General features: G+C 39.6%; 19 protein-coding genes and 1 pseudogene. 11 read left to right on the top strand and 9 right to left on the bottom strand.

The genetic code is table 11. The annotated features are described in order from the left end of the window. Window positions 1-33: 33 nt before the first annotated feature. The 5 genes from V2H41_RS09920 to V2H41_RS09900 form a co-directional block, all read right to left on the bottom strand. Window positions 34-1284, bottom strand: a complete 1251-nt coding sequence (locus tag V2H41_RS09920; protein ID WP_330974999.1) for an MFS transporter — start codon at window positions 1282-1284, stop codon at window positions 34-36. 4 nt (window positions 1285-1288) lie between these two features. Next, window positions 1289-2341: a glycoside hydrolase family 130 protein gene (locus V2H41_RS09915; RefSeq protein ID WP_330974998.1), complete on the bottom strand. Its 1053-nt coding sequence runs from the start codon at window positions 2339-2341 to the stop codon at window positions 1289-1291. 102 nt (window positions 2342-2443) lie between these two features. Beyond that, on the bottom strand, window positions 2444-3922 hold the full coding sequence (locus tag V2H41_RS09910; protein ID WP_330974997.1) for a RagB/SusD family nutrient uptake outer membrane protein: 1479 nt from the start codon (window positions 3920-3922) through the stop codon (window positions 2444-2446). Window positions 3923-3940: 18 nt separating this feature from the next. Further along, entirely contained in the window at window positions 3941-7078 is a 3138-nt protein-coding gene (locus V2H41_RS09905; protein ID WP_330974996.1) for a SusC/RagA family TonB-linked outer membrane protein, read from the bottom strand. A 207-nt stretch (window positions 7079-7285) separates the two neighbouring features. Next, a complete protein-coding gene (locus V2H41_RS09900) occupies window positions 7286-11398 on the bottom strand; it encodes a hybrid sensor histidine kinase/response regulator (RefSeq protein ID WP_330974995.1) in 4113 nt (1370 codons plus the stop codon). 295 nt (window positions 11399-11693) lie between these two features. On the opposite strand from V2H41_RS09900, the gene V2H41_RS09895 reads away from it, so the two are divergent. Then, window positions 11694-12137: a hypothetical protein gene (locus V2H41_RS09895; protein WP_330974994.1), complete on the top strand. Its 444-nt coding sequence runs from the start codon at window positions 11694-11696 to the stop codon at window positions 12135-12137. Window positions 12138-12145: 8 nt separating this feature from the next. On the opposite strand, the gene flxY is transcribed toward V2H41_RS09895, so the two are convergent. After that, window positions 12146-13456, bottom strand: a complete 1311-nt coding sequence (flxY, locus tag V2H41_RS09890) for a flexirubin biosynthesis putative acyl-CoA ligase FlxY (protein WP_330974993.1) — start codon at window positions 13454-13456, stop codon at window positions 12146-12148. 160 nt (window positions 13457-13616) lie between these two features. Between flxY and V2H41_RS09885 the strand changes: the two are divergent. The 3 genes and pseudogenes from V2H41_RS09885 to V2H41_RS09875 all read left to right on the top strand — a co-directional run bounded on the left by V2H41_RS09885 (window position 13617) and on the right by V2H41_RS09875 (window position 17073). Beyond that, window positions 13617-15065: pseudogene (locus V2H41_RS09885) on the top strand (circularly permuted type 2 ATP-grasp protein). A 94-nt stretch (window positions 15066-15159) separates the two neighbouring features. Next, a complete protein-coding gene (locus V2H41_RS09880; RefSeq protein WP_330974992.1) occupies window positions 15160-15858 on the top strand; it encodes an alpha-E domain-containing protein in 699 nt (232 codons plus the stop codon). 225 nt (window positions 15859-16083) lie between these two features. After that, the gene (locus V2H41_RS09875) at window positions 16084-17073 is read left to right on the top strand and encodes a transglutaminase family protein (RefSeq protein ID WP_330974991.1); all 990 of its coding nucleotides are present in this window, start codon (window positions 16084-16086) and stop codon (window positions 17071-17073) included. 15 nt (window positions 17074-17088) lie between these two features. Here the strand turns inward: V2H41_RS09875 and V2H41_RS09870 are convergent, their stop codons facing one another. Continuing rightward, window positions 17089-19353, bottom strand: coding sequence for a hypothetical protein (locus tag V2H41_RS09870; RefSeq protein WP_330974990.1), 2265 nt, complete (start codon window positions 19351-19353; stop codon window positions 17089-17091). A 205-nt stretch (window positions 19354-19558) separates the two neighbouring features. Between V2H41_RS09870 and V2H41_RS09865 the strand changes: the two genes are divergently transcribed. Together V2H41_RS09865 and V2H41_RS09860 are read left to right on the top strand one after the other, a co-directional pair. Next, window positions 19559-20239: a response regulator transcription factor gene (locus tag V2H41_RS09865; protein WP_330974989.1), complete on the top strand. Its 681-nt coding sequence runs from the start codon at window positions 19559-19561 to the stop codon at window positions 20237-20239. Between the two features lie 37 nt (window positions 20240-20276). Further along, the gene (locus V2H41_RS09860; RefSeq protein ID WP_330974988.1) at window positions 20277-21326 is read left to right on the top strand and encodes a sensor histidine kinase; all 1050 of its coding nucleotides are present in this window, start codon (window positions 20277-20279) and stop codon (window positions 21324-21326) included. A 7-nt stretch (window positions 21327-21333) separates the two neighbouring features. Here V2H41_RS09860 and V2H41_RS09855 read toward each other — a convergent pair whose 3' ends face one another. Further along, entirely contained in the window at window positions 21334-22155 is an 822-nt protein-coding gene (locus V2H41_RS09855) for a DUF3108 domain-containing protein (protein ID WP_330974987.1), read from the bottom strand. Next, window positions 22148-23149: a lysylphosphatidylglycerol synthase domain-containing protein gene (locus V2H41_RS09850; RefSeq protein ID WP_330974986.1), complete on the bottom strand. Its 1002-nt coding sequence runs from the start codon at window positions 23147-23149 to the stop codon at window positions 22148-22150. Before V2H41_RS09850 ends, V2H41_RS09855 begins: the two co-directional genes overlap by 8 nt. 25 nt (window positions 23150-23174) lie before the next feature. On the opposite strand from V2H41_RS09850, the gene ruvC reads away from it, so the two are divergent. From ruvC to atpH, 5 genes are all read left to right on the top strand, one after another. Then, on the top strand, window positions 23175-23732 hold the full coding sequence (gene ruvC / locus V2H41_RS09845) for a crossover junction endodeoxyribonuclease RuvC (protein ID WP_330974985.1): 558 nt from the start codon (window positions 23175-23177) through the stop codon (window positions 23730-23732). A 197-nt stretch (window positions 23733-23929) separates the two neighbouring features. Continuing rightward, window positions 23930-25060, top strand: a complete 1131-nt coding sequence (gene atpB, locus V2H41_RS09840; RefSeq protein ID WP_330974984.1) for a F0F1 ATP synthase subunit A — start codon at window positions 23930-23932, stop codon at window positions 25058-25060. 40 nt (window positions 25061-25100) lie between these two features. Then, window positions 25101-25352 (top strand): ATP synthase F0 subunit C, encoded by a 252-nt coding sequence (atpE, locus tag V2H41_RS09835; protein ID WP_330974983.1) that lies wholly within the window; start codon window positions 25101-25103, stop codon window positions 25350-25352. 162 nt (window positions 25353-25514) lie between these two features. After that, the gene (atpF, locus tag V2H41_RS09830; protein ID WP_330974982.1) at window positions 25515-26009 is read left to right on the top strand and encodes a F0F1 ATP synthase subunit B; all 495 of its coding nucleotides are present in this window, start codon (window positions 25515-25517) and stop codon (window positions 26007-26009) included. Window positions 26010-26050: 41 nt separating this feature from the next. Next, window positions 26051-26614, top strand: coding sequence for an ATP synthase F1 subunit delta (gene atpH / locus V2H41_RS09825; protein ID WP_330974981.1), 564 nt, complete (start codon window positions 26051-26053; stop codon window positions 26612-26614). Window positions 26615-26650 lie beyond the last annotated feature (36 nt).

The raw sequence follows: 26650 nt of genomic DNA, 5'->3' as shown, positions 1-26650 counted from the left end.
TGAAGTAATAGACACTTTTAGTTATTGTTTGTTTTAAAGTGTCTCTGTTGTTTTTCCCAGTTCGTTACCCTGTTTTATAATTTGCTTTGCTACCACAATAGATAGTAATTGCAACATGGCAATAATGATAATGGCATAACGCAAAGCTACTTCATTCGATACCATGTAGGCCAGTAGTAAAAAGGTAAAAGCCCCGGTAAAGCGCCCAACATACAATCCGGCTTCATGGTTGAGTATATAGGCAAACTCGCTTCTGTTCTCAATTTTTGAGACTATATCGATTACCTTAAATTGAATAGGGAAGTAAGCCAAATCCATCAACGGTTTTGCAATTAGCAGCACTAAGATAAATATCACTACACCTGTTTGATTAAACAATGCACCGTTTACAATTGCACCCAAAGCAAATAATGATAATCCCAAAGCAAAAATTTTGACACGATCTTCAGGCTTCGATATACGACCTACTATGTACATTATAATGGCCGAAAGTATGGCGCCTATGGATTGTGCTGTTCCCAATGCCCCTTCTTTACCTACTAACAACATAATAAGCATGGCCGGTGCCGTTACTAGAAAACCCTGAGCCAAGCCTTTTAGTGCAGCCAGCACCAGTAACCGGTTCCATAGCGGATGAAACTTGAAGTAAATAAATTTTTTCTGCTCAGGATTTTTGAAATTACCTCTGAAGCATACTATTGATGCTAATAGTGTAACAATAAATACGGCTACAGTAATGGTAAGATAACCTGATTTTACAGCTGCATGCTCTGTTCCTCTCGATTCCAAAAACCACCCAATGGTTACGGGTACCGCTACAGCTATGATGGTATAAAAAAAAGTTTCAAGTCCGTAGTAATAATTACGATTTGCATCACTGGTGATTGATAACGCCAAAAAATCTCGGTTGGCCCAATAAAAACCGAAAGACATGCCCATGGTGAGTCCTGCCATACCAATGCCCACTAAATTGAGTTCCTTCAATGACATCATAATAATCATGGACACGGCACTCAACATCATCCCAATCGAATACAGGCCTCGAATGTTGAAGCGAGCCAACAGAAAGCCGTTTAATAGAAACGTAAGGGGAATGCCGGTATAAATGGTTAATTGATAAATCACCACTTTGGTGGGATCGTTGGAGCTGCGCATTACGTAAGCTGCCACGAAAATGTCTATAACAGGCAGTACAAAAGCATATACCAAATTGGTCAGCACCAGTATTTTGAAATTATGTGGTTGCGACCGGAAGTAACGGATTTCGTTGAGTAGTTTTTTCATAAACTCATTTTAAATAGGAGCAGATTTCTTGAATAGAAAACCGAGCGCCGCAGATGAACTCATCGGCAGCTCCATAGTAAACGGTTATGGTATCTTCATCGTCGTGAGCGATGTGCCCGTTGGTAAACACCACTTTTCCGAAAAAGCCATGCAGTTCATAATCTTCGGTGGGCATCATGATGGGTTCTTCGGTACGTGCCAATACTTTTCCGGGGTTGTGTAAATCCAATAAGAAAGCACCGAGGCAATACACGTGTTCTTTATTGGCGCCATGATAAATGGCCAACCATCCGTCTTTAGTCTTGATAGGAGCCGCACCGGCACCTACTCTTGCCGAATCCCACATGCCTTCGCGTGTTTTAACGATGCATTGGTGTTGACCCCAATGGATGCCATCTGGAGAAGAAGCTAACCATATATAGTTGCCGCCAATTTCTACACTGCTGGGTCGATGAAAAGCATAGTATTTTCCATTGATGCGCTCTTCGAATATGGCGCAGTCTTTATTATGCGGCGGAAAAATCAATCCTTTTTGTTCAAATTGTTTCCAATTCTTTGTGGTACGCAATCCCACCGCCACACCATTTTCAGAAACCGCGGTGTAAGTGAGATAGTAAGTATCGTCCAATTTGCTCACTCTACAGTCTTCTATACCGAAGGTTTCCCATTTGCCAGAACCTAATAACAAAGGATAGTTTTCGGGTTGTGAGAAATGCACACCATCTTCGCTGCATACCAATCTCAAATGCGAGAGGGTAGTTAAATAATCAGAACCTTTATATCGAATCACTCGCGGATCATCGGCCATCAATTCCGGATCATCTTTTTTAATTTCGATGATCTCCATCGTTCCGGTTTCTTTTAGAATCGGAAACGAGATGGTATCCTCTTTTTGAACAGGGCGCTCTGCTACCCTAATCAGCATCCAGGTTTTATTGTCGTAAGTAAATACACCTGGATTTAAAAGACAGGCAATTTTCATCCCTTCGATGCTGGGTTGCAGATCCGAGGGTTTTAACAACGGATTTTGTGCAAAACGCTTTGCGATGTCGCTCATAAGGATTTTTATTAGTGCATTTAAAGTTGATGTTTCGATATAAGACTCACCCATGCCGAGCCATAAGCTCGGCTTATACTGGGGAATCTTGTAGAGTAGAAACTAATATTTAGGGTTTTGTTTTAGTGTTTGTGCGGATGCATCTATTTCGCTTTGCGGAATGGGATATAAATAGTGATGATCCTGAAAGTTTTTGCCTAATGCATTCAATACTTGTTTTGCAATACCCCATCTTCTCAAATCGTAAAAGCGATGATTTTCGAATCCCAGTTCGGCACGTCTTTCTGCAATCAGCCAATTTTTAACGGTTGCTTTATCGGTAGAACTAGGACGGTCGGGTAATGTACCGGCCGGAGCGTAATTCCCTTCTGCCGTAATGGTGTTACGTGCTCTTTGACGAATTTTATTAATGTACGCTATAGCGTTGGCATAGTCGCCGGTTTCCAAATATGCCTCGGCTTTCCAAAGCAACACATCGGCATACCGAATTAAGATTTTGTTGTTGGGGGCATCATCGTTGCCTTTGTTGGTACCGTCTAATGAACCTAATAGCTTATTAGGATTTTGAGTAACGGTGTTTACAGTGTAGAGTTTTCTGGGATCGTTAGGCTCGAAAGAGTTTAAGAAATCTGTACTAGGCGCAAAGAACCCCCAACCAATTACGGCACAGTATCCGTTGCCGTTTCGGGGTATTTCGTTGGATGTGTGATCGTATGCAAAAATCACTTCATTGTCGGTAAACTCAGTATTAAAACTGCTGAAGTAATTTGTGTTTAAATCATAGAAGTGCGTATCCTCCAATTCTTTCACATAAGTGATCACATCGTTCCATTGTTGGGTATATAGGGCTGCTTTCGCTTGGAGTGCAATGACGGCACCTTTAGAAACGCGCCACCGTTCTGTGTCGGAGCTGTATTTAGTATTTGGCAATAACGGTTTGGCGGCAGCTAAGTCGGTTTTGATCTGATTCCATACATCTTCTTTCGGAGCGCGTACGGCCACATCAAAAGCCTCCTGATAAGACTCCACGGTTTTGGTAATTAACGGAACGTCTCCAAAATTGATCACTAGAGAGAAATAGTAGTAGGCTCTTAAGAAATAGCTCTCACCTAATAATTGGTTTTTTCTGGCGGTGGAAATTCCTGTTATTTGTTCTATGGAAGGATTGGTCAAATGTCCGATGGCAATGTTCAGCCTTTTGATGCCTTCATAGTTGTATTTCCACAATCCGTTTGGACCACCATTAGATGCTGTGAAGGTAAAGTTGTTGATCTCGTCCATCCAAGGTTGGTCTCCATCTGATACCCATTTTTTCTCCATATCGTCGGAGGCGATATCGGACAACACTATATCGTTTTGAAATACCAAGCCGCCGGCCCAATCCCACTCTCCTAAAATGTTTAAGGTATTGGCCAGCATCTTATACGAAGATCTTACTGCCGTTTCTACAGTTGTTTGTGTGGGAGTGGTATTAGCTTGTTCCTGTGTTAGAAGACCTATAGATTCTGATGTAAGTTGTTTTTTGCAACTTGTTGTAAGCATGCAGGTGATAATGCCTATATATATGTAACTTCTTTTCATTGCTGTTAGTTTGAATTGTTAGAAATTGAATCTAGCTCCAAGAATAAATCCTTTCAATTGCGGATAGGTCCCCTGATCTTTTAATAAAGTAGATTCAGGGTCCAGACCACTATATTTTGTGAAGGTGAGCAGATTTTGTCCAGAGAGATACACACGGCACTTATTGAGATTAAGTTTATGGATGCTGAAAGTATAGCCCAGTTCTATGTTTTTCAAACGCAGATAAGAAGCGTTTTCTACAAAGATGCTGGAGATTTTGCTACCCCCGTTATCATTAAAGGTCAATCTTGGCGTAGTATTAGTGGAACCTTCGCCGTTCCAAGAATCCAGCACAGCTGTTGTGGAGTTGAACGGACGTGTGTCATAGTTCAATATTTGTTTCAAATCATTGTATCTATGCACCCCTTGTACACCTTGGAATAGGAACGAAAGATCGAAGTTTTTGTACGATGCATTGAAATTGAAACCGTAGAACAGCTTAGGAATATTGTTACCCAGCACCACACGGTCGTTATCGTCGATTTGTCCGTCATTGTTTACATCTCTGAATTTGATGTCGCCTGGTTTAGCACCGTTGGTGTTGCTGAATAAATAGTTGTCGATTTCGCTTTGATTTTGATAGATACCTACAAACTCCAGTCCGTAGTAGGAGTTAATTGCATAACCGGGTAATGTAATGGTTCTGCTGTTATTGTCGATAATATTGGGTACAAATTCGTAAAGTTTATTTACGATATTCTTTTGTGTGGTAACATTGGCACCTATTTCGTATCTAAATGCATGCTGTCTATTACTGCGATATAATATGGCAGCTTCAAAACCTTTGTTAGTGACTACTCCTGCATTTACATAAGTAGGCTGAATTACACCTACTGATACGGCCGGCAACGGGACTGCCAACAAAATGTCTTCAGTACGTTTGTGATAGTAGTCGGCTGAAATGAAGAGTCGGTTGTTAAAGATGTCTAAGTCGAAACCGATATCGGTTTGCTTGGTAGCTTCCCATTTCAAGTCGGGGTTGCCGTAGCGGATGATATTGACAACTCCACCCACTTGTGATACTACGGTTTGGTAAGCATCATTCGGAATTTCCTGATTACCGGATACACCCCAGCTTGCTCTTAACTTTAGGTTGTTGATCCAGTTAGCAGATTGCATAAAGTCTTCTCTCGAAACTACCCATGCTGCTGCAATAGACGGGAAAAACGCCCATTTATTGTTAGGTCCGAACTTAGAAGAACCATCAGCACGTAGTGTTCCGTTCAGGTAATATTTGTTATCGAGACCATAGTTGGCCGAAGCAAAGAAAGACATCAACGCCCAGTTATTGGGTTGTGTACCACCGTTCCAGAGGCCGGTGGTAGTATTACCGTAGTCTAAGAATCTGAATGCCGGATCATCCTTATCAAAGTCGATTCTGCTACCACTTAAATTGTCTTCTTTGTTTTTGATGTATTCGTGACCTAGCAGCACATTCAAGCTGTGTCTGTCTTGTAGTAGTTTCTGATAGTTTAAAGTGTTACTGATAACCAATGTACTTACCTGACTTCTTAATTCTACCAAGCTGTTAGGTCTGTTCTGACGTCCCATACCGGCATATTGACCGCCACCCCCATCATCATCACCGAAGTTGGGATAGAAGGCTTTGTTATGGAAGAAGATAATGTCTCCGCCATAGCTAGAACGCAGTTTTAATGATTTGTCAGGCAGAAAACTGTATTCCAGATATGCATTTCCGAAGTTTCTAAAGTTTTTGAGTTTATTGTCGGTATAATGTACTAAAGCAATAGGGTTGGCTGTAAATTCAAAATAGTTTTGCGCACCATTCCAACGTCCACCGTTGGCAGCCAGATTTTGTGCATAGAAAGGCAAATCGGTAAAAGGATCTGATGCTTTATATGTAGGATCAGATGGGTCTTTATATACAGAAATTACCGGTGGACGTAATAAAGCATGCCTGATGATACCGGGTGCATCGCCACTGGATGAAAGTTTATCTTGTGTAGCATTGATCAACTGAAAATTGACGCCTGCGCTTAACCTATCGGTTATGTTAGCATTGATATTGGCGCGCATATTGAAACGCTTGAAAGCGTCGTTTTTCTTTATAATGATACCATTGGCATAATAGTATCCTGCCGATAAGTAGTATTGTACTTTGTCTGAGCCTCCACTAGCCGAAACGTTCAGTTTGTTCGATGTACCGGTAGTGAAAAGTTCATCTAGCCAGTTGGTATTAGCATAATTGCCTGATGCTTTTAATGCTGCATAAGGACTGGTAGCTGCAGGATCATTTCCGGCGGTATTGTGCCAAGCTATATCTTTTACGGTTAAATATTGTTCGGCATTGAGCATTTTCGGCAAGCGAGAAGGACGGGTGATGCCTGTATAATAGTCTACCACTACATTACTTTTCCCTTTGCTACCCCTTTTGGTGGTAAAGATTACCACACCATTTGCCGCTCTTGAACCATAAATGGCAGTGGCCGAAGCATCTTTTAATACCGACATGCTTTGAATGTCGGCGGGATCCAAAAATGTGAGATTTTTGGTAGGAACGCCATCGACAATATATAGTGGATCTACATTACCTATGGTTCCAATACCGCGGATGCGGATTTCGATAGCATCTCCCGGCTGTCCGGTGCTACTTTGAATCATTACCCCGGATACCTGACCTTGTAAGGCTTGGATTACATCTGGAGACTTGGTTTTTTGTAGATTGTTAAGATCTACAACCGTTACGGAGCCCGTTACACTGGCCTTTTTTTGCGATGTATACCCCATTACTACCACATCGGTAAGGGCTCCGCCGGTAGGAGCTAAGATAAAAGTGAAACTATTGATGTTTTTTATTGGTGATTCGTAAGGATTATATCCTACATAATTGATAACTAATGTGTTGTTTTCGCTAGCTGTAATAGTGAAATTTCCTTCGGCATCGGCCACCACCGTTTGAGCCGTTTCTTTAATAGAAATGGTAGCCCCGGCCAATGGTTCGCCGGCAAGGTTGATTACTTTTCCACTAAGCTGATTGTTGGTAAACTGAGCATACATTGAACCTCCTGTCAAAAGCATTATGGCTAATAATACTTTTTGCAACAGGGAATGCAGGTGCATTTTTGCGAGAAAACAGATTCCAGTTTTTCGTTTCATATGCGTGTTTTAGAAGTTATCGTTATGGTTACTCCCTCTAGCAGCTTTACGGCAAGCCGATAGTTAGGTAAGATGTGAAGCCTCCAAGATACGGGTGGAGACAAGCATCGTTATGTGACATCAAACCTACGAACGAGGCCAGTGGGCAGCACTGTACTATGATATCAAATTACTGTACAATAGTATCAATATGTGATAATCAATGATTTATGCCTTATTTAGGAATTTTTCTCTGTATTCATTTGGAGATAGTTGATATTTCTTTTTAAACTCTCTGAAGAAATAAGACTGGTTATTAAAACCTGTTTGATAGAAAATATCCGCAACGGGAAGTTTGGTGGTTTGAAGTAACTTGGCCGCTGTGGTCAATCTTACATTTTTGATAAATTCATTTGGAGTCATGTTGCTGAGGCTTTTTAATTTTCGGTAAAGCTGCATGCGACTCATACACAATTTTTTTTCCAGGAATTGTGCATTAAGATCGGGGTCGATTAAGTGATCTTGTATGATTTCATATACTTTCATTAAAAAGGCTTCGTCTTCGTTCTGAAGCCCCAGAGTTTTAATGTCTGCACCTAGATTGTTTTCTTTTAAAACCGCATGAACTTTTTTTCTATATTCGATAAGTTTTTTGACACGTATCAATAAATGTTTGGGATTGAATGGTTTAGGGATATAAGCATCGGCTCCGGCATCATAACCCTGTAGTTGTTGTTCATCGGTACTTTTAGCTGAAAGCAGGATAACGGGGATATGACATATCGCATTCGTGTTTTTGATAATATTACAAAGTTCCAACCCGTCCATTTGTGACATCACAACGTCGGAAATGACCAGAGCAGGGCGGTATTGATGTATTAAATGAAGGCCTTCCGAACCGTTTTCTGCTTCGTAAATATGATAATGCTCTTTTAAAATATCCCTTAGCAGATAGCGTATTTCGGCTTCATCTTCCACTATAATAATAGTGTCCTTATCTTCTTCAACAATGGTGTTGAGAACAGTATTTTTATTGATACTAGTAGGCGGTTGATAATGGAGCTGCTTTTGCGAGCGTGTAAGAATGTTATATAAATAGGAAGGTTGTACATTATCGGATAATAAATGAATATGGTCAGCTTCCTGTATGGGAAGGTTTACTTCAAAGCATACTCCGTCTTCTTTGTTATAAACGCGAATTGAGCCCTCCATTAAGTCAACGAGTTGTTTGGTAAATGCTAAACCAATGCCGGTGCCGAATCTGTCGGTGTGATTTTTTCGGTCGTATGATGTGTAGAAAAGATCGAAAAGTTTTTGTACCTGCTCGTTGTGGAGTTGTATGCCCGAATTAAACACAGAAATGTGCAGCTGCTTGTTAATTTTTGATGCTTCGAAACGGATACTTTCGTGGTCCGGTGTGTATTTGAATGCATTGGATAAGAGATTGAATACGATTTTTTCTATTTTATCCTTATCCAGACCTCCCTGAATATTTTCTTCAATATGATATTCGTAATGAAGTTGTTTATTATCGCTGATGGGCACAAAAGGTTCAGCAAGGTTTTTCAACAATGCCGTGATATCTATATAATGAATGTCTTTTTGAAAGTAGGGTGTTTCAATTTTTCTGAACTCAAATAATTGTTGCAGCAGATAAGTAAGCTTGGCTGTCTGTTGTTGAATCAGATTTTTGTAAAAAAGGTTTTTACGATGTTCGTTAGAGTCTGCGCCGGTATCATTTTTTTTGTCCAATATGCGATCAAAACATCCCATAATGATGGTGAGTGGTGTTTGTAATTCGTGCGCAATGTTTGTAAAAAAGCTGATTCTATTTTGGTGAATTTCTTCTTCTTTAGCTCGTTCTAATTTTTCTTTTTCGAGTTTATGTTTTTCGGCAATGCTATCTCTTCTATATTTATAAATGGTATAAACAATAGCCGCTACTACGATGCTGTAAAGAAGTAATGCCCAGTTGGTGAGCCACCAGTATTGTTTCACGGTGAGTTGTAGAATTTCTTTTTCTTCCGACCAAGTGTTTTCGCCGTTGCTCCATTTGACTCTTAATTTGTAACTACCTACCGGAAGATTGCTGTAAGTGATTTTAACCGTTCCTTTTTCGGTATGCCAGCTTTTATCATATCCTACCAGTTGATAGCTGATGGCGCATTTTTCGGCTTTGTCAAAGTTGATGGGTTTTAGACTTAGTTCGAAATAATTACTTTTTCGTTCCAATTGCTGAGAGATAAAACCGAAGGTAGTTTTAGGAGGAATGACGAGCAGTTTGTGCGGGTTATCTGCAACACCACCTAAAATCAGATTATTGATTAAGAGATTGGGCAAAAATGGGTCGGAATGGATTTCGGCAGGATCGAAGTTGTTGAATCCTGCAATTCCGCCGAAAAAGATTCTATTGTTTTCATTTTTCCATACGGAGCCATCGGAAAACTCACTGCTTTGCAACCCATCCGATTCTTGATAAGTAATGATGATTTTACCTAGCTGAGTAATTTTGGCTATTCCTTTATTGGTACTAATCCATATATTGCCCTGAGCATCTTCGGTAATACCATGAATCGTATTGTTGGGCAGTCCTTCTTCTTTACCCAATCGGATAATTTCTGCTCGATCTCGGAGTGTTTGCGCATTCTTCAACAGATTTAAACCATAGCTCGTGCCCACCCAAATATTTCCTTTGGAATCGTTATAGACGTACAGTACATCGTTATTGGATAGGGCTTTGTCTTCGGGAACACGAGTGAATTCTTTAAATAGTTTTCGTTGTTTGTGAAACAAGTTCAAACCTCCGTATCGGCAGCCTATCCATAAATAATCATTACCGCCATCAGCAATAGTATAGATGATGTTGTTGATGGGCCCTTTTTCGCTACCGTTGGCTACGAATTTCTCATAGCGAGCAATACTGATTTTACTATGCTGAATGTTGAATTTGATATGGATGAGACCGTAGCCGCTAGTGCCTAGCCATAGAGAGCTATCCGTATCTTCAAAAATGGTGTACACCGAACCGAAACTGCCTATCTGTTCATGACCCTCGATGTCTTTCCATTTATAAAAGCGGTTGGAGGGTTTATGAAAAATACCTAGCCCTAGCGCATCGCTTCCTATATAAATTAAAGGGTAATAACGGCTGGCTTTGAGCGCATATACCGAGTTGTTGTCTAATTCGGAAGGATAAGAAAAGGTTTTGTATGCCGATTGTTGTAAGGTAGGAGAAGTGGCAAAGTCTTTTAAAACAATGATGCCTTTTCCTTTTGTTCCTACCCACAAATCGTTGTCTTGCTGGCAAAATGTTCGCACGGGAACATTGTAAGGGATGTTCAAATTGGTAAAGCTGATTAATCCAAATGCTTGCGAGCGTGGTGTAATCTTTAATATTCCGTTGCCATCGGTACCTATCCAAAGCGACCCGTCTTTATTGCTGCCAAATGCTGTTATTTTTATTTCGCTATAAGTGCGAGTTAAATCATTCATGTAAGACGAAGCTCTAAAAGTACTGTCATATACGGCAAATCCTTTTTCAGCCCAGGAAAACAGATAATGTTGCTTGTAATAACCAATGGCATTAATGTAGTCTGGTATGATTAGTTTTTGTAAGAGTACATCATTGTGATATATGTTCAGAAATTTATTGGCATCTGTTACAAATAATTTATTCTCTACGATAAAACAATTTTTTATGCCTGACAAAACATGTTTGTGTTGTAGCTGATGGTTGTTAATGGCGAACGTGTGAAGTGTGCCTTCCGTGTTTAAGAGATAAAGATGCGAGCCCTGCGTCAACAGTTTTACTGGTTTTCCGTAATGCACAGGAACTTTGATGGGAATAAATTCTAGTTTTTGATTGTCATAAAACAGTAAACCCTGTCTGGGGCTGTATGCATATATCAGATTATTTTCTCTATTAACAGCAAGACCATATTCGTGTTCGCTTAAGCTTTCATTAGGGTTGGTGTTATAAAAGTAATTATATATAACTCCTGTTGTTTTATTAAGTCTGGATATTCCTCCTATTGTAGTAATCCATATATTATTAGAGGCATCTTCCTGCACATATTGTATTACGTTATGGCTAATACCTGAATGATTTTCTGGTCTTGCATAATTGACATGTTGAAATGAGGAACCGTCGTAATAGTTCAGTCCATCCCAGGTACCTATCCACAAAATCCTATCCCTATCTATAAATAAATGATTAATGGCACTGTTGGAAAGCCCATTTCGATTATCGTATTGTTCTATATTAAATACTGGATTGTGAGCATAAGTCAGTGTGAAGGTACACAAGCATATAACCATTACCCAAAAGCATCTCTTTCTCATTGCAACCGTTTATCTGCTACAATTTAAATAAAATACAGAGTATAAAAAAGTGCATTGTTTGTCAAATAAATAATATCACAAATAGCTTAATAACTATTTCTTCAATAATAGTTCTATTCGCTATTAGTCGATACTTAATTAATCGCTGACTGTACTAAACAGGTCGCCTGAGTGATTCGAGTGTATCTTGGATATATTATAGTTTCTTCTATGTCAAAAAATAAATCAATTTTTTGGGGTTTCACTGCAGCAATCTGATTCGGCTGTCCGTCTTTAATTGTAAAATGCTATGAATATGAAAAACGGATTTCTTTTATTACTGTCGTATGTTGTATTAGTCGGTTTTGCATGTGGAACTAAGTACAGAAATGTAATAAGCAGCGACGAGCGTCTGATGATTAATAACAATTTTTATAAACAGGCAGAGAGTGACTCCTATAGTATTGATGATGTAAAGCTGACGGATAATACGCTTTCTGTTACTATTACTGCTAACTCCTGTAACGATGCCTCTTGGGAGGTGAAATTGTTAGACTCTGACCGTGTGGCCGAATCTGCACCACCTCAACGCTATCTAAAGCTGTATTTTAAATTGCAAGAGAGTGGCGATGAGCCGTGTGATAAAGATAAAGTTTCTCGTACCTACAGTTTTAATATCTCTTCCCTAAAGGTAAAAGGATATAAACACCTTCGTTTAAACCTGCAAGGTTATAAAGAGGCTATTGATTATAAGTATTAATTATACAGCTATACCTGCTGCGTAGTTTTTCGTTTGTCTACAAATTTTACGGGTTTTCTTACGCCATCAGGAAATTGCATTTTCTGCATTGTGTCGGCATCGACAACTTTGATATGTGGTGTTACACGCAACTTGGCCTGTAGGTAGGCTTTGATCTTGTTTAGTGTTTCTTCCTGATTATCGGTAGGAACAATGTGTAGCAACACCTCGTCGGTGCCGATTTCATTACTATAAACTTCTACAACGTATTCTTTAACCGCATCGGTGCGATGAATAATTTCAAAAAGTGCCGGTGCAAAAAGGGTGGTTCCTTTGTACTTAATCATCTGCTTTTTACGGCCGATAACTGGAGACAGTCTTAAAGTATGACGCCCGCAAGAGCAGGGCTCGTTGTAAGCAATGCAGATGTCGCCGGTTTTATATCTCAACAAGGGTATACCTTCCACTCCTAAAGTGGTAATAGTTACCTCGCCCGGTTCACCGTAAGGGACCTGCTGTCCTGATTCGTCCAAAAGTTCAACAATCAGTAGTTCGGGATTCAGGTGTCCGCCTCTTCCTGCTTCACATTCGGTAAATGCCGTCTGCATTTCCGTAGAGGCGTAGGTAGAAAATAGCTTGATATTCCATTTATCGATAATTTTCTGATGCAGTATATTGGGCTGCAGTTTTTCGTCGCGGATATTCTCTCCAATACATATAGCTTTCTTTACTGAAGTTTTGTTAACATCAATCTGATGTTCCTCTGCATATTGAATGAGTTTGATGATAAATGACGGCACTGCAACAATGGCTGTAGGTTTTAAACGTTCAATGGTTTCCCATTGTAACGATGGGACGCCTGGTCCTACCCGTACTACACCCGCTCCCAGCTTTCTGATACCACTGTAATAAGCCATGCCTGCCATGAACTGACGATCCAATGTCAGCATTAGTTGATATACGTCCTCAGAGGTGCCATTGGCACAAACAAAGGAACAATACTCATTATAGGCGAGACGCTGTAAATCGTTTTCGGTAAGGGCAACCGTTACCGGACTTCCTACAGTGCCGGATGTAGCTGTATATTCTATAATCTTATTTCGAGGTACACATATAAATTGTTCGTTATGTAATTGCAGATGTTCTTTTTCGGTAGGAGGAATATGAACAAGATCTTCTATAGTTTTTATTTTCTGTATCGCGATGTTATTTTCCTCAAACAGTTTTTTGTAAAAAGCTGAATGGGTATTCAGATAATTAAGTAAATCTCCTAGCCTTTGCTCTTGATAGGCTTTAATTCGGGATGCAGATTGAAATGATATAGCTAGCAATTCATTCATTCGCCAAACCTACAAAAATTACCGTATTAAACTTGCTTTTGCAATATGCTACATTAGATTATTTTATATATATTTATAGGGCGGAAATTAATCTGTATCTCAACCTGTGAAATGTGAGTTTGCTTGTATTGGGTAATTTGTTAATATAAACTACGAGCTTATGACAATTCCTAAAATTCTAGAGTCTTACAATCCACAAGAAGATATATGGGATGAGCTAATGGGGGAGGATGGTGTGCGCCCGATATATGAGCAGTTCGTAAGATCCATTGAGGGTATTAGTCATGAGGAAATGGAAGGAAAGGACGATCTCGCCAAAAAATTATTTATGACTCAGGGAATAACTTTTACCGTTTACAGCGATAGGGAAGGGGTAGAAAAAACTTTCCCCTTTGATATTATTCCCCGCGTTATCTCGTCCGAGGAATGGAGTGTAATAGAAACAGGCATCAAGCAACGGCTAAAGGCACTTAATATATTCTTGAAAGATATCTATCATCAGCAGTTTATCATCAAAGATGGTATTATCCCTTTAAAGCTTATTTACTCCTGCCCCTTATTTCTATGAGAGATGATGTATGTGGATGTGCCCTTTGATATTTATTCCCACATTGCGGGGATAGACTTAGTACGCGATGCCGATGGAAGTTTTTATGTTCTGGAAGATAATTTGCGAACGCCGTCGGGAGTTTCGTATATGCTGGAAAACCGAAGTATGACCGTACGCATTTTTCCTGACCTTATTCCCAAAAACAATGTGCGCAGTGTAATTGAGTATCCTTCTTTTTTATTGAAAAATTTGCTCGGGTTGGCAAACCGACAAACTAGTAATCCCACAGTTGTATTGTTAACGCCTGGCGTTTATAACTCTGCTTATTTCGAACACACCACACTCGCACGTCTGATGGGAATTGAGTTGGTAGAGGGGCGTGATCTTGTGGTGGAAAATCATCATGTATACATGAAAACTACCGCAGGTCTGAAGAAGGTAGATGTAATTTATCGCCGTGTAGATGACGATTTTATGGACCCGCTCGTGTTTAGGCCTGATAGCATCTTAGGCGTACCGGGTATTTATTGGGCTTATCGTAAAGGTAATGTAGCAATTGTAAATGCGATGGGTAATGGAGTGGCCGATGATAAGGTCGTTTATGCTTACGTACCCGAAATGATTCGCTATTACCTAAACGAAGAACCTATTCTTAAAAACGTTCCCACATATGCATTGGATGTTCCCGAAAACCGATCAATGGTTTTTGCCAATATGGATAAAATGGTGATTAAAAAAACCAATGAGTCGGGAGGTTACGGAATGTTGATAGGTAACAAAGCCTCGGAGGAGGAAATGGAAACTTACAAAAAAGCCATTCTTGAAGACCCCAGAAGTTTTATTGCACAACCTATCATTAATTTGTCTACTTCTCCTTGTTATATCGATGGCAAAATGCAGCCGCGTAGGGTAGATTTGCGCCCCTTTGCGTTGTATGGCCCTGATGGTATTAGTATTGTACCAGGAGGTCTTACTCGTGTTGCATTAAAGGAAGGTTCCTTAGTAGTAAACTCTTCTCAGGGAGGTGGTAGTAAGGATACTTGGGTATTGGGAAGCTAATAGTATCATTTATACAATCATTCACTAATCGAAATTTTAAAAATCACTTATGTTAAGTCGTGTAGCAGAGTCGGTATTTTGAATGGCCCGCTATATGGAAAGAACTAATGGTCTGCTTAGGGTATTGCGTACGAATTACGTGGCTTCGCAAGATGAGATTAAACAATATAACTGGAGATCGGTTTTGCAGACTTATGGTTATTTATCTCCATCAGAGATGGAAACCATCCAATATAACTCACGAGCAGTGCTGGAATATGTGATGCTTGGCAAAGAAAACGAAGCTTCGTTAATCAATAGCATTACCCGATCCAGAGAAAATGCAAGAGCGGTTCAGGACCATATCACCAAGGAAATGTGGCACAATCTGAATGCCTATTACCTGCTCATTAGAGAACCTAGTATTCGTCAAACTATTCAGTCCGGCGATCCTATAACTGCTTTAGATGCATTGATCCGACATAGTTTGTTATTGTACGGCACTATTGATATTACTATGTCTAGAGGTGAAGCATATAGTTTTTTAAATGTAGGACGTTTTGTGGAGCGTGCTATCATTATTACCGATGTGTCGGATATTAAACTGAAAGAGGTAAACTATAGATTAGATGATGAATTAACGCTCCCTTCGCTAAGGTACCTGTTGTATTCTCTATCGGGTTATGAGGTGTATCTCAAGACTTCGAGAGGCATAATGACTCCTGATACTATTATGAAACAGGTATTTTATGATGAAAGCTTTGTACACTCTATACTTTATTGTATGTCTCATATCAGTCGTTATTTTAAGTGACTAGAGGGACAAAGTATTCCGGAAAGTTTTACACATCTGGATTTTCTAATCGGGAAGGCGTATAATAATCTCAAGTATAGTACTTGTGATTTGAAAGGCGGAGTCAGTATTGGAGCTTTGCTGAATCAAACTCGATCAGATCTATATAATATTGCTATTGCTTTTAATAAGCATTATTTTGGCTACAATTAACCCTAGTAATAACATTGATCAAATAAATTGCCTATGCCGGCTTATAATGTAAAGCATATTACTCGTTATTCTTATGGAAACCCAGTGGTAGAGTGCGCGAATCAAATCAAACTATACCCCATTAACGATGGTTTTCAAAATGTACTTAGGCATAAGATAACGATTACTAAAAATCCGAATGTAGAAGTGTTTACCGATTTTTTCGGTAATCAGGTGGGCGTTTTTACTATTGTAGAGCCACTCTCAGAGTTGCAGATTGTGTCCGAAGCAGAGGTTGTAACACACGAGATTCAATTGCCGGAGATTGAGAGTCCAGCTGATAAACAATGGGGTTTGTTGCGCGAAGCTTGTGAACGTCTACCTTATATCGACTTTTTGCAAAAAGAACACCTGGAAGAAGAGGAAAATATTAAAAGTTTTATTCACTCTTTATATGACGAACAAAGAACACCTTTTGAAAACGCCCGTATTTTTTCGGAATACATTTTTAAAAATTTTGAATACAAAAAAGGTGTAACTAGTGTGGAAACTAGCGTTGATGAAATATGGAGGTTAAAAGCCGGCGTGTGTCAGGATTTCGCCCATTTTCTCTTATGGATATTAAGGTACATAGGTATTCCTGCACGCTATGTAAGCGGATATATTTGCCCCAAAGATCATGAGTTTAGAGGCGAGGGTGCAACACATGCATGGGTAGAAGCTTATGTGCCTGATTATGGATGGGTGGGATTAGATCCTACTAATAACTGTATTGCCAGTGACCGACATATCCGATTGGCTGTAGGTAGAAATTTTTCAGATTGCACTCCTGTGAAAGGAACTTATAAAGGCTCTTCCGATCATGTACTTGAAGTATCGGTATCTATTTATAACAAAAAAGAAGTCGCCGAGGCCGGCGACGTGGTAGCCAATCCTATATTTGCTTACAGATCGTCAAATCTTACCGATACTTCTTTAAAGGAAAAGAAAAACTCTTACCGATATTATATGGAGCAAATACAGCAACAACAGCAACAACAATGAATACCGCTTGTTGTGTTACACATCTTCCCCTGTTTCTTTTTTATAAGCTTTTATAAAAATGGCGCCTAGGTTTTTATATGGAGGAATATAGTCTTCAAATCCAGCTACATTCGCACGCATTTTAAATTCTTTCCAAAAGGGGATCCATTCTATATCTTTCCCGTTTCTGAGTTTTTCAGTAAGCAACAGGAAGAATGGTTTGTTGATGGCAGTACGTCCTATTTGTTTGGAAGCGATAATATGCGCATCATCCGATTTTTTAAGAATAGAATCGATAAGATTAAAACCTCCGCATGATCCCATAAACACTACTTTGGAATAGGGCGACATATAGCCGATTGTTGTTTCGGCATAATAGCTATGACCGCGGTGAATGGTAACAGTAGGTCGTAAATTATTTTCTTCCAAATAAGCATTGAGTGATCGCTGCGCCTGGTCGTCAAGTCCTTTGTTTTCATCCAGCGGTCTGTTGGCATAAATAGAAACAGGTTTTCCTTTAGCAGACTTTATAACCACCCACTCTTTATTGCTTCCGTCGATTTTCCAATTACTATTGGCAAACATGTTAACAAATCCGTTGAAGATATTGCGTCCATCACTATCTCCATAAAAGAACACTTGGCAAATAACTTCCCCGTTTTCATTTGTAAGGGATGAGAAAGGAACACTATACACCGGAGGAATACCTAGTTCGGCAGTAAGGTTAATCTGATTGGTAGTGTCTGCTGATAAAAACAGTTTGTATAAAATATCGTATATAGCGATGCCTTTTTTATTACCTGCTGTTTTATTTCTTTCCAAATTATCTTTGATATTGGCAAGCATTTCTGTGGCCACTTCAGGCAATTCTTCTGCAATGCTGGCATAAGAATCTGCTACATCCACACCGTCCTCTACGCCATCGGTTTTTTCTAATCCACTTACAAATGCTTTCATCAGCTCATGCGCATCTGCTGGATTGGAAAAGGTACTCAGAAAGTGCTTCAGTGTATTATAGGATGCTGCTTGGCTGATAAATTTTCTATAATGATCGAAGTGTAATTTTTTCAATAACTCGTCGCCTTTATTTTCAGCTTTACGCATCATAAGTGGATACACTCCGTTGGTGTAACTGCTAGTATAAATGAGCCCATGCGTTAATACTGCTACATAGTACAGCTCTTCGGCTGTGAGCGGTTGAATACTGCGGAAGCGAACGGCATCGGGCAGTTCGTGCAGTCCGTTGATTTTTGCAACAAATTCGTCCTTAGCTTTTTGTTCCAGCTTTTTGGTAAGGCTGGCAAATTCTATAGCAGTATCACCTTTTAATGCACGTTCTGTATATTCTATTTGTGTTTGTACCAGTAGACGAAAGTATTTTACAGGGTCATTTTTTACATTGTCTATATCTTCAATAGTAATTTTCCCTTTTACGATATTGTCCAGAAAGGGAAAATAAAATTGTCCACCTTTGCTAGGATTACGCGCTATATCTACCACAGTTTTGATAAAAGGGTCGTCATCAATATTCTGAATGCGGTAGCTGAATCGATTATTCGATTGCGCATAATCATACAAGAGCCGTGGGTTATTATGGCCTATCACTTTTATAAGGCTGTCGGTAAAAGGTGCATCCGGATATTCTTTTAAAGCAGCAAAGGTTTTTTCGTCAGAAACTCCGGCTGTTTTTAGAATCATGATATTGCGAACATCAGGATAGCCCGGATTGTCCTTAAATATTCGAGGGAGTAATACGGTAGTAGCTACTTCATAAGAAAGTGGTTCGATAAGTGGTGCGATGGATTTTTTGTGTACATCGGCAAGTATCAAATCTTTATAAGTGGCAATTATTTGGGGTAATTGATAAATAGGCGCCTGTTTGCTTCGCGCAGTGGTTTTTACATGCTTTAGTATTTCGGTTATCCCATTCAGATAATGGGCTTTTAAGCGCGCATCAATGGTATCGTTAGATTCTATTTCATATTGCAACCAGTCCACTTTTTTTATAGCGGCTTCCGTAATAGCCTCATTCAGTTTTGCATCTTTCGAAATCTTAATGGTTTTGTCTGCTACCCCGTCTATGGCAAGAAGTGCCAGTTGTTCTTTGTCAACTTTTTCATGCATCAATTGCCGGGTGATGGGCACTGTATAAGCAGGAATTGTATCAACTACTACCTGAACAGGTTGTTCTTTCTGATTCTTTTTTCTTTTTCTGCGCTGAGCATCCGCATTTATGGTAAATAGCAATAGGACGAGAAATGGTATAAACTTTTTCCAGGTAATATTCGATAATAACTTCATAGCACTTGGTACAATGGTCTTTTATAAATGTAACATTAGGTAAATCATGCATATACAAGCAATAATTGCGCCGTTTTTTTTAAAAAGTATACAAAGTTGCTTAGAGATGCTTTATTAATTTTTTATTAAGTATGGTGTTGAATCACAGCGTTTTTTTCGGTTTTATATAAATTACCACTACGTTTGCCTTAAATTATTATTTTTAATGGATACTAAAGGCCATAAAATACTAATTGCTGACGACGAGCTCGACATTCTGGAAATCTTATCCTATAATCTGGCTAAAGAGGGTTACGAGGTAATTACAGCTAGTAATGGTGATGAAGCCATAGATAAGGCCATGAAGCATAGGCCCAGCTTGATTATTCTGGATATGATGATGCCTAAAAAGAATGGCGTACAAGTTTGTCAGATTTTACGGGCACAGGAGCAGTTTAAGGACACATTGATTATGTTTTTAACAGCACTGAATGATGAACTGACGCAAATTAGAGGATTAGAAACCGGTGCTGATGATTATGTGAGCAAGCCTATAAGTCCCAAAGTATTGTTGAGCCGTGTGGCTGCATTATTACGGAGGGTGCAGAAAGAGGTCTCCAGCAAGATTATTAAAGTAGCTAATATTACAATCGATCCCGAGCGGTTTATTGTGCTGGTAGATGATCGGGAAGTGGTGTTAGCTAAAAAGGAGTTTGAGCTACTCTATTTGTTGGCTCTAAAACCCGGCCGCGTATTTCTTCGAAACGAAATTTTAAGCGCCGTTTGGGGTAATGATGTAATTGTAGGTGATCGAACTATTGATGTTCATATTCGAAAAATACGTCAGAAGCTGGAGTTAGATTGTATTACTACGGTGAAAGGAGTGGGATACAAATTTGAAATATGAGCTTCCATTACGATATATACTGAATGCGTTTAATGAAATGTTAAGTACAAAAAATTTATCACCTAAGCAATTGGCTTTTTATACCGCATTGGCACTTTCGCTGCCGGTAAGCATCTTGTTGTATATTATAGAACAGCGCTGGCTTCTGGCATCAGCTTCTTTTTTTGTGCTATTGGTAGGAGGGTATGCGCTCATTTCTTTTGTACTGCATAAGTTTATCTATCGTAAAATAAAGCTAATTTATAAGCTTATTTATCAAACAAAGGCTACCAAGCGGGAGAAGATGTATTATAAATATATTCTCCCCAAAAAAAGTATTGATGAAGTAGCGGATGATGTAGAGGCATGGGCCCAGGAGAACCAGAAGAAGATGGAGCAGCTAAAGGCCAATGAAGCTTTCAGAAGAGAGTTTCTGCAGAACCTTTCTCACGAATTCAAGACTCCCATTTTCGCCATACAAAGTTATGTGGATACGTTACTACAGGAAGATTCAGATGACCCGACACTGCGCAAAAAATTTTTGCAAAAGGCAGCTAAGAATATAGAGCGGCTGACGGGATTATTAAACGATCTGGATGAAATATCGCGTTTGGAGCGGGGGGAACTGATATTAAATAAAACAAATTTTGTGATTCAGGATTTGTTGAAAGATGCCTTTGAAAGTATTTCCATACATGCCGAAGCCAATAATATTCGCTTCAATATTAAGAAAGGGTGCGACACACCCGTGGTGGTGCATGCCGACAAGGAAAAAATTAGACAGGTTGTTATCAATCTCCTCGAAAACGCCATTCGTTATGGTAAGAAAAACGGTACTATCAAAGCCGGTATCTACATAACAGATGATAAGCGCATACTGGTAGAAATCAGTGATGACGGTATCGGCATTCCAGAAGAGTATCTCTCTCGTATTTTCGAGCGATTTTATCGTACCGACAAAGGGCGTAGCATGTATGTGGGCGGTAGCGGTTTAGGCCTTGCCATTTGTAAACATATCATCGAAGCCCACGACCAAACCATTCATATTCGCAGTACACCAGGTGTGGGCACCACAGTAGGATTTACTCTGCACGCCAAAAAAGATTAAATAGTGATTAAAGTTTCTGAATTAGCGCGGTCATAGGATTGCGCAGGTTTTCAAAGCTGGTCATATCTATTCTTACTTTTCCTACGATAATGGGACTTTCTACTCTTACCGGCACTTTGTTAGCATCGTCGGTTACCCAAACCACCATTTTGTCATCATCTTTAAAAATAGTACCCTTAATAGTTGAGGGTTTTATTTTGATGGTTTTGAATTTTCCGTACTTGGTAGTAATTGTTTCTTTACCTAGGTATCTTACATAAATCGTGTGCATTTCATTATCAAGAAATACTTTAATAGGTATTTTATCCGAAGGTTTCAGTAAATCGTAATTAATATTACGAGCCCAGAAAACGGCGCTTACTACATCGTGCGTACATTCTGGGATTTTAAATACTCCTTCACTGCTAATAGCTGTATTAGCCGTGCGGTTAAAACTTACATTTTGATACTTTTTATAGCCACCTTCGTTGACATTTCGTACGAACTTTAATGGTAGTAGGGTTTCTGTGTCAATATAAGTTTCATAAATATCTTTAGCCTTATAAGCCCACTCATAGGATGGTAAGGTGTGCCCTTCACCTACTATATGATAAACATCGCGCCCGTTCAATTTTTCCTGGGTGGTAGTGAACGATCCTGCACCGGCAGCTACGTTAATTAATTTTGCAGCTGTATAGTACACTATAAAGCCCACCTTTTCTCCTGCTTTGAAAGATGTATTGGGCAGGCTACAGTTCGTGTTTATTTCACGAGATGCTTCTGGTGCTTTGCTTCCACTGGCAACAATCACGAGTGATAGCAGTAGTATTGATAGTCTAATTTTATTCATGTTTGTTTCTATCCTTAAGAATATTTTTAATGCCGAGGATTAATATACTTCCTATGAGAGCGGGAATTACCAAATTAATAAGCCACACGCTCAATGAGGTAAGGCTGATGCCCAAATGATTAGAGCTGAACAACCCCACCAACCGTATACTTAATTCGTTTTTTAGTCCTACATCCGTAAAAAGAGCTATTGTGGGTATGGCAGTCATTACTAGAAACATCACACTAATGCTCATCCAACACTCAAAAACATTAATCTCAACACCATACAATTTAAATAATAAAAAATATTGTAAGCTAAAAATTACGAATCTTCCTATAGATAATGACAAAAACCTTACCAGCAAAGTTGCATCTACATGTTCTACAGCTTCGGTTATCCACGAAAATTTTTTGAATTGTGGCAAGTTATCTATGATTCTGACTAACCAAGGTAGTCTAAAATAGAACAATAATAGTATAATAAGCGCTAAAACAGAGCTACTTAGAACAGTATTTACAAATATTGTAGATAATAGGTCCGATTTCGTTAATGTATTCTTAAGAAAGAAAAGCGCCAACGCCCCCATGAGTATGGTTACTATCAATTGGCTTATGTTGGCAACAATAGTGAGTGAAATAGCCTTAATTCGTTTCCCATCGTCCATATACAGCACGCGTCCTACGTAATCTCCCAGACTATTAGGCGTACTAATAGAAAAAGCAACGCCCGAGAAAACAGCTTTGAACGCTTTTCCTAGGCTGATATCCTGCACACGCCTTACTGCAAGCATCCATTTGTACGACTCCAATCCCAGATTGACGGGCATCAACAGAATGGCAGCAATCAGGTAAGCGATTTCAGGTCCGGTAAATGCATTTTTTATATGTTGAAGGGCAGTGCCTATATCTTCCTGAGCGCTGATTTGTTTATAAATAGACCATGCCAGCCAGATAAACAATATCGGCCCCAGGAAGTAGTTGACGAATATTTTGATATTTTTGTTCAGCTTCACAGTGGTAGGTAAAAATAATACCTGTTTGCAACAATCGAATAAAATAATATTAGGCATCGACCCCGGTACCCTCATTATGGGGTATAGTGTGATTGAGTGTTCCCAAAAAAAGATACGCTTGTGCGAAATGCACGCGCTGCGCTTATCCTCCAATAAGAATAACTATGAGCGTTTGCATCTCATTTACGAAAAAGTGCGGGAGCTGATTGCTCTTTATAAACCTCATGAATTTGCCATCGAAGCGCCCTTTTTTGGCAAAAATGTGCAAAGCATGCTAAAGTTGGGACGAGCACAGGGGGTAGCGATTGCTGCAGCCATGCACAGCAATCTTCCTATTACCGAGTATTCTCCTCGTAAAGTAAAGCAAGCCGTTACCGGAAACGGTAATGCCAGTAAGGAGCAGGTATGGAAAATGCTACAGCAAATGCTTTCCATCGAGGAACTTCCTCAATATTTTGATGCTACAGATGCGCTAGCCGTTGCAGTTTGTCATTTTTATCAGTATTCATCCCCCATTCCGCAAGTTGCTGGCTTTAAAGGCTGGGAAGATTTTATCAAGAAAAATCCGGATCGGATAAAATAATAAATATGATATTTTAATTTTTTATTATATTTTCGTCTCATTGGGAGATATAGGATAATAATCTCATGATTTTAGGATGATTTCCTGTTTTGATGACTACTTTTATGCAGTTGGATGAAAGTTTTGAACATTTTCGACCGTTAAACTCATCAACTTTCCCATACTCCCCTTATCTTTGCGCCAAAATTTAGCAGAATATGGGATTAAATGGCTTCAAATGCTTTATAGTAGCGGCTTTCAGCCTTTTTTTTGTATTCGGTCAAAATGTGGCTTTTGCGAGTGAAGAGGTTTCTGCAGAGGCAGCAGCCGAACATGGAGCCGCTGGAGGCGAAGAGAAGTTTAATCCCGGTGAGGTAATTCTGCATCACATTGCCGATGCTCATGAATGGCATTTTTTCACAATCAAAAAAGCTGACGGTTCAGAATTTCATGGAACACTTCCATTGCCTGTAATCGTATACTCTCCGCAGCGTGGGCTAAGCATGTTTATGTCATCAGCTTTTCATCACGGAACGCACGCTCACAATGGCTACAAAATCGACCATGGAAAGATTGTAGCAGTAGATGCTAATGGCAATATTGACGAATCTGTTAAGGTGTACGATTTCTCCATGACCAAGAACGTGGTGCAAATGATTATAGCCCTGATCGTACTGGTGTGGTTGCTGACTTCAATGGCTAAAAAATATGCGAAGGGACAAGGCGTGAGCTCTGCACCCAAAGGTCTTCAAAATGCTATTGAGCCGGTAATTACTTTTGTAAGAGATGATATTGCTAAGGCCAATCTGGGGCCCAAATACCAGAAATATTTGCCTTATCTGCTCACCGTTTTCTTCTTTATTTTAATCAACAATATATTCGGCTTGTTGCCGGGAGCAGCCAACGTTACCGGAAACATTGCCTTTACTGCAATGTTGGGTATCATTTCCTTCTTTGTGATTCTGTTTAGTACTAACAAGCATTACTGGCAGCACATTTTCTGGTTCCCTGGTGTACCACTTCCGGTGAAGTTTTTAATGATGCCTGTGGAATTGCTTGGAGTATTTACTAAACCCTTTGCGTTGATTGTCCGTCTTTTTGCGAACATGACTGCAGGGCACATTATTATTCTGAGCTTTATCAGTCTGATATTTATCTTTACTGAAATGAGCAAAGTGGCCGGAGTTGCTTTCACTCCGGTATCCATTGCCTTTGCAGTGTTTATTTACCTGATTGAAATTTTGGTAGCGTTCATTCAGGCCTATATTTTCACCAATCTGACTGCTGTGTTTATAGGAGGAGCAATTGGTGACCATCATCATGATGAAGAGGGGCACGATCATCATTAATGCGTTTTTAATTTTTAATCATATATAAAATCAAAGAATCATGGATTTATTAAACACTTTGTTGGAAGTAAGCGGAAGCTGGTCTCACTTTGGTGGTGCCGTAGGTGCTGGCTTAGCTGCCATCGGTGCAGGTATCGGTATCGGTCAAATCGGTAAAGCTGCTACCGAAGGTATCGCTCGTCAGCCAGAAGCTGCTAACGACATTCGTGGTGCTATGATCCTGACTGCTGCCTTTATCGAGGGTGTTGCCCTGTTTGCGGTAATCGCAGGTTTATTGGCAGTGTTGAAGTAATCATTTCACCCAAAAAATTACTGCACCTTAAGCACAGGGCGGCGGGTGCGGTATTTTTAAAGAATTTATGAATTACAGCTGTAATCCCTAGTTGCAGCGTATATATACATCAACTTTTTGTTCGTGGTAACCCTCACGAACTTTTAAAACAGAAATTAGTATATGGAATTGCTTACTCCCAATCTAGGCTATTTTGTATGGGCTTTGGTAGCCTTCATCGTAGTGTTTTTGATTCTTAAAAAATTTGCCTGGAAGCCCATTCTGAAATCACTGAATGATCGCGAACAAAACATTGCCAATGCCATTGCCTCTGCTGAGAAAGTAAAAGCCGAAATGGCACAAATGCAAAGCGAAAACGAAGCTTTGCTGGCTAAAGCGCGCGAAGAAAGAGCTCAGCTGTTGAAAGAAGCTCGCGAAACCAAAGAGAAAATCATCAACGAAGCTAAGGAGCAGGCTAAGGCTGAGGCTGCAAAAATTATTGCAGATGCCCAACAGGCTATCAATGCTCAGAAAATGGCGGCTCTTACTGATGTGAAAAACGAAGTAGGTAAACTCGTGATTGAAGTGAGCGAAAAAGTGTTAAGAAAAGAGTTGAGCGAACAGAACAAGCAAGAAGAGCACATCAACGGACTAGTGGAAAGCATTAAGCTGAACTAGTATCCATTCTTCAAAAGATTCATTGAAAATATTAAATAAAAATGCTTAATCCACGTTTAGCATACAGATACGCGAAGGCTTTATTGGAGATTGCTGTAGAGAAGGGACAGCTCGAAGAGGTATTTCAGGATGTGCAATGGCTGAAAGCTATTTGCAAAAGCAATCCTGATTTTGTGAGCCTATTGCGTAGCCCTATCATTAAAGCTGATAAAAAGCAAAAAATTGTAGCTGCTATTACCGATGGTAAGGTGAATCCGATTACACAAGGATTTATAAGACTGCTAATATCTAAAGCTCGTGAAGCGGTTTTACCTGAAATTCTAGGTGAATTTGTCAATCAGTATAAAGCTCATAAGAATATAAATACTGTAACTTTAACTGCTGCAGTTCCTGTAAGTGATAGTGTGAAGGAGAATATTGTTGCGCAGGTAAAGAAAGTTGCCAATATCGAAAATGTGGAGTTAGAAGAAAAGGTAGACCCAAGTATTATTGGGGGATTCGTTTTGCAACTGGGGGATCAAATGGTAGATGCGAGCATCGCTTACGATTTGCGCGAGGTGGCTAAACAATTTAACAACAACGATTTTATTTATAAGGTTAGATAACACGAAGATAATAGGTACAAGAAAAATCCCGTATTT

Origin of the sequence: Niabella digestorum, from assembly GCF_036409055.1 — a bacterium.
Taxonomy (GTDB): Bacteria; Bacteroidota; Bacteroidia; order Chitinophagales; family Chitinophagaceae; genus Niabella; species Niabella composti.
Note: the sequence above shows the minus strand (reverse complement) of the source record. Positions and strands in the feature narration are given on the sequence as shown.

What these genes read in the sequence shown, in the direction of transcription:
- V2H41_RS09875 (WP_330974991.1), top strand. Translation starts at nt 16,084, where the DNA reads ATGCCGGCTTATAATGTAAAGCATATTACTCGTTATTCTTATGGAAAC.
- V2H41_RS09920 (WP_330974999.1), bottom strand. Translation starts at nt 1,284, where the DNA reads ATGAAAAAACTACTCAACGAAATCCGTTACTTCCGGTCGCAACCACAT.
- V2H41_RS09865 (WP_330974989.1), top strand. Translation starts at nt 19,559, where the DNA reads ATGGATACTAAAGGCCATAAAATACTAATTGCTGACGACGAGCTCGAC.
- V2H41_RS09895 (WP_330974994.1), top strand. Translation starts at nt 11,694, where the DNA reads ATGAAAAACGGATTTCTTTTATTACTGTCGTATGTTGTATTAGTCGGT.
- V2H41_RS09900 (WP_330974995.1), bottom strand. Translation starts at nt 11,398, where the DNA reads ATGAGAAAGAGATGCTTTTGGGTAATGGTTATATGCTTGTGTACCTTC.
- atpF (WP_330974982.1), top strand. Translation starts at nt 25,515, where the DNA reads ATGGAATTGCTTACTCCCAATCTAGGCTATTTTGTATGGGCTTTGGTA.
- atpE (WP_330974983.1), top strand. Translation starts at nt 25,101, where the DNA reads ATGGATTTATTAAACACTTTGTTGGAAGTAAGCGGAAGCTGGTCTCAC.
- atpB (WP_330974984.1), top strand. Translation starts at nt 23,930, where the DNA reads ATGGGATTAAATGGCTTCAAATGCTTTATAGTAGCGGCTTTCAGCCTT.
- V2H41_RS09870 (WP_330974990.1), bottom strand. Translation starts at nt 19,353, where the DNA reads ATGAAGTTATTATCGAATATTACCTGGAAAAAGTTTATACCATTTCTC.
- flxY (WP_330974993.1), bottom strand. Translation starts at nt 13,456, where the DNA reads ATGAATGAATTGCTAGCTATATCATTTCAATCTGCATCCCGAATTAAA.
- V2H41_RS09880 (WP_330974992.1), top strand. Translation starts at nt 15,160, where the DNA reads ATGGAAAGAACTAATGGTCTGCTTAGGGTATTGCGTACGAATTACGTG.
- V2H41_RS09915 (WP_330974998.1), bottom strand. Translation starts at nt 2,341, where the DNA reads ATGAGCGACATCGCAAAGCGTTTTGCACAAAATCCGTTGTTAAAACCC.
- V2H41_RS09910 (WP_330974997.1), bottom strand. Translation starts at nt 3,922, where the DNA reads ATGAAAAGAAGTTACATATATATAGGCATTATCACCTGCATGCTTACA.
- V2H41_RS09855 (WP_330974987.1), bottom strand. Translation starts at nt 22,155, where the DNA reads ATGAATAAAATTAGACTATCAATACTACTGCTATCACTCGTGATTGTT.
- atpH (WP_330974981.1), top strand. Translation starts at nt 26,051, where the DNA reads ATGCTTAATCCACGTTTAGCATACAGATACGCGAAGGCTTTATTGGAG.
- V2H41_RS09905 (WP_330974996.1), bottom strand. Translation starts at nt 7,078, where the DNA reads ATGAAACGAAAAACTGGAATCTGTTTTCTCGCAAAAATGCACCTGCAT.
- V2H41_RS09860 (WP_330974988.1), top strand. Translation starts at nt 20,277, where the DNA reads ATGTTAAGTACAAAAAATTTATCACCTAAGCAATTGGCTTTTTATACC.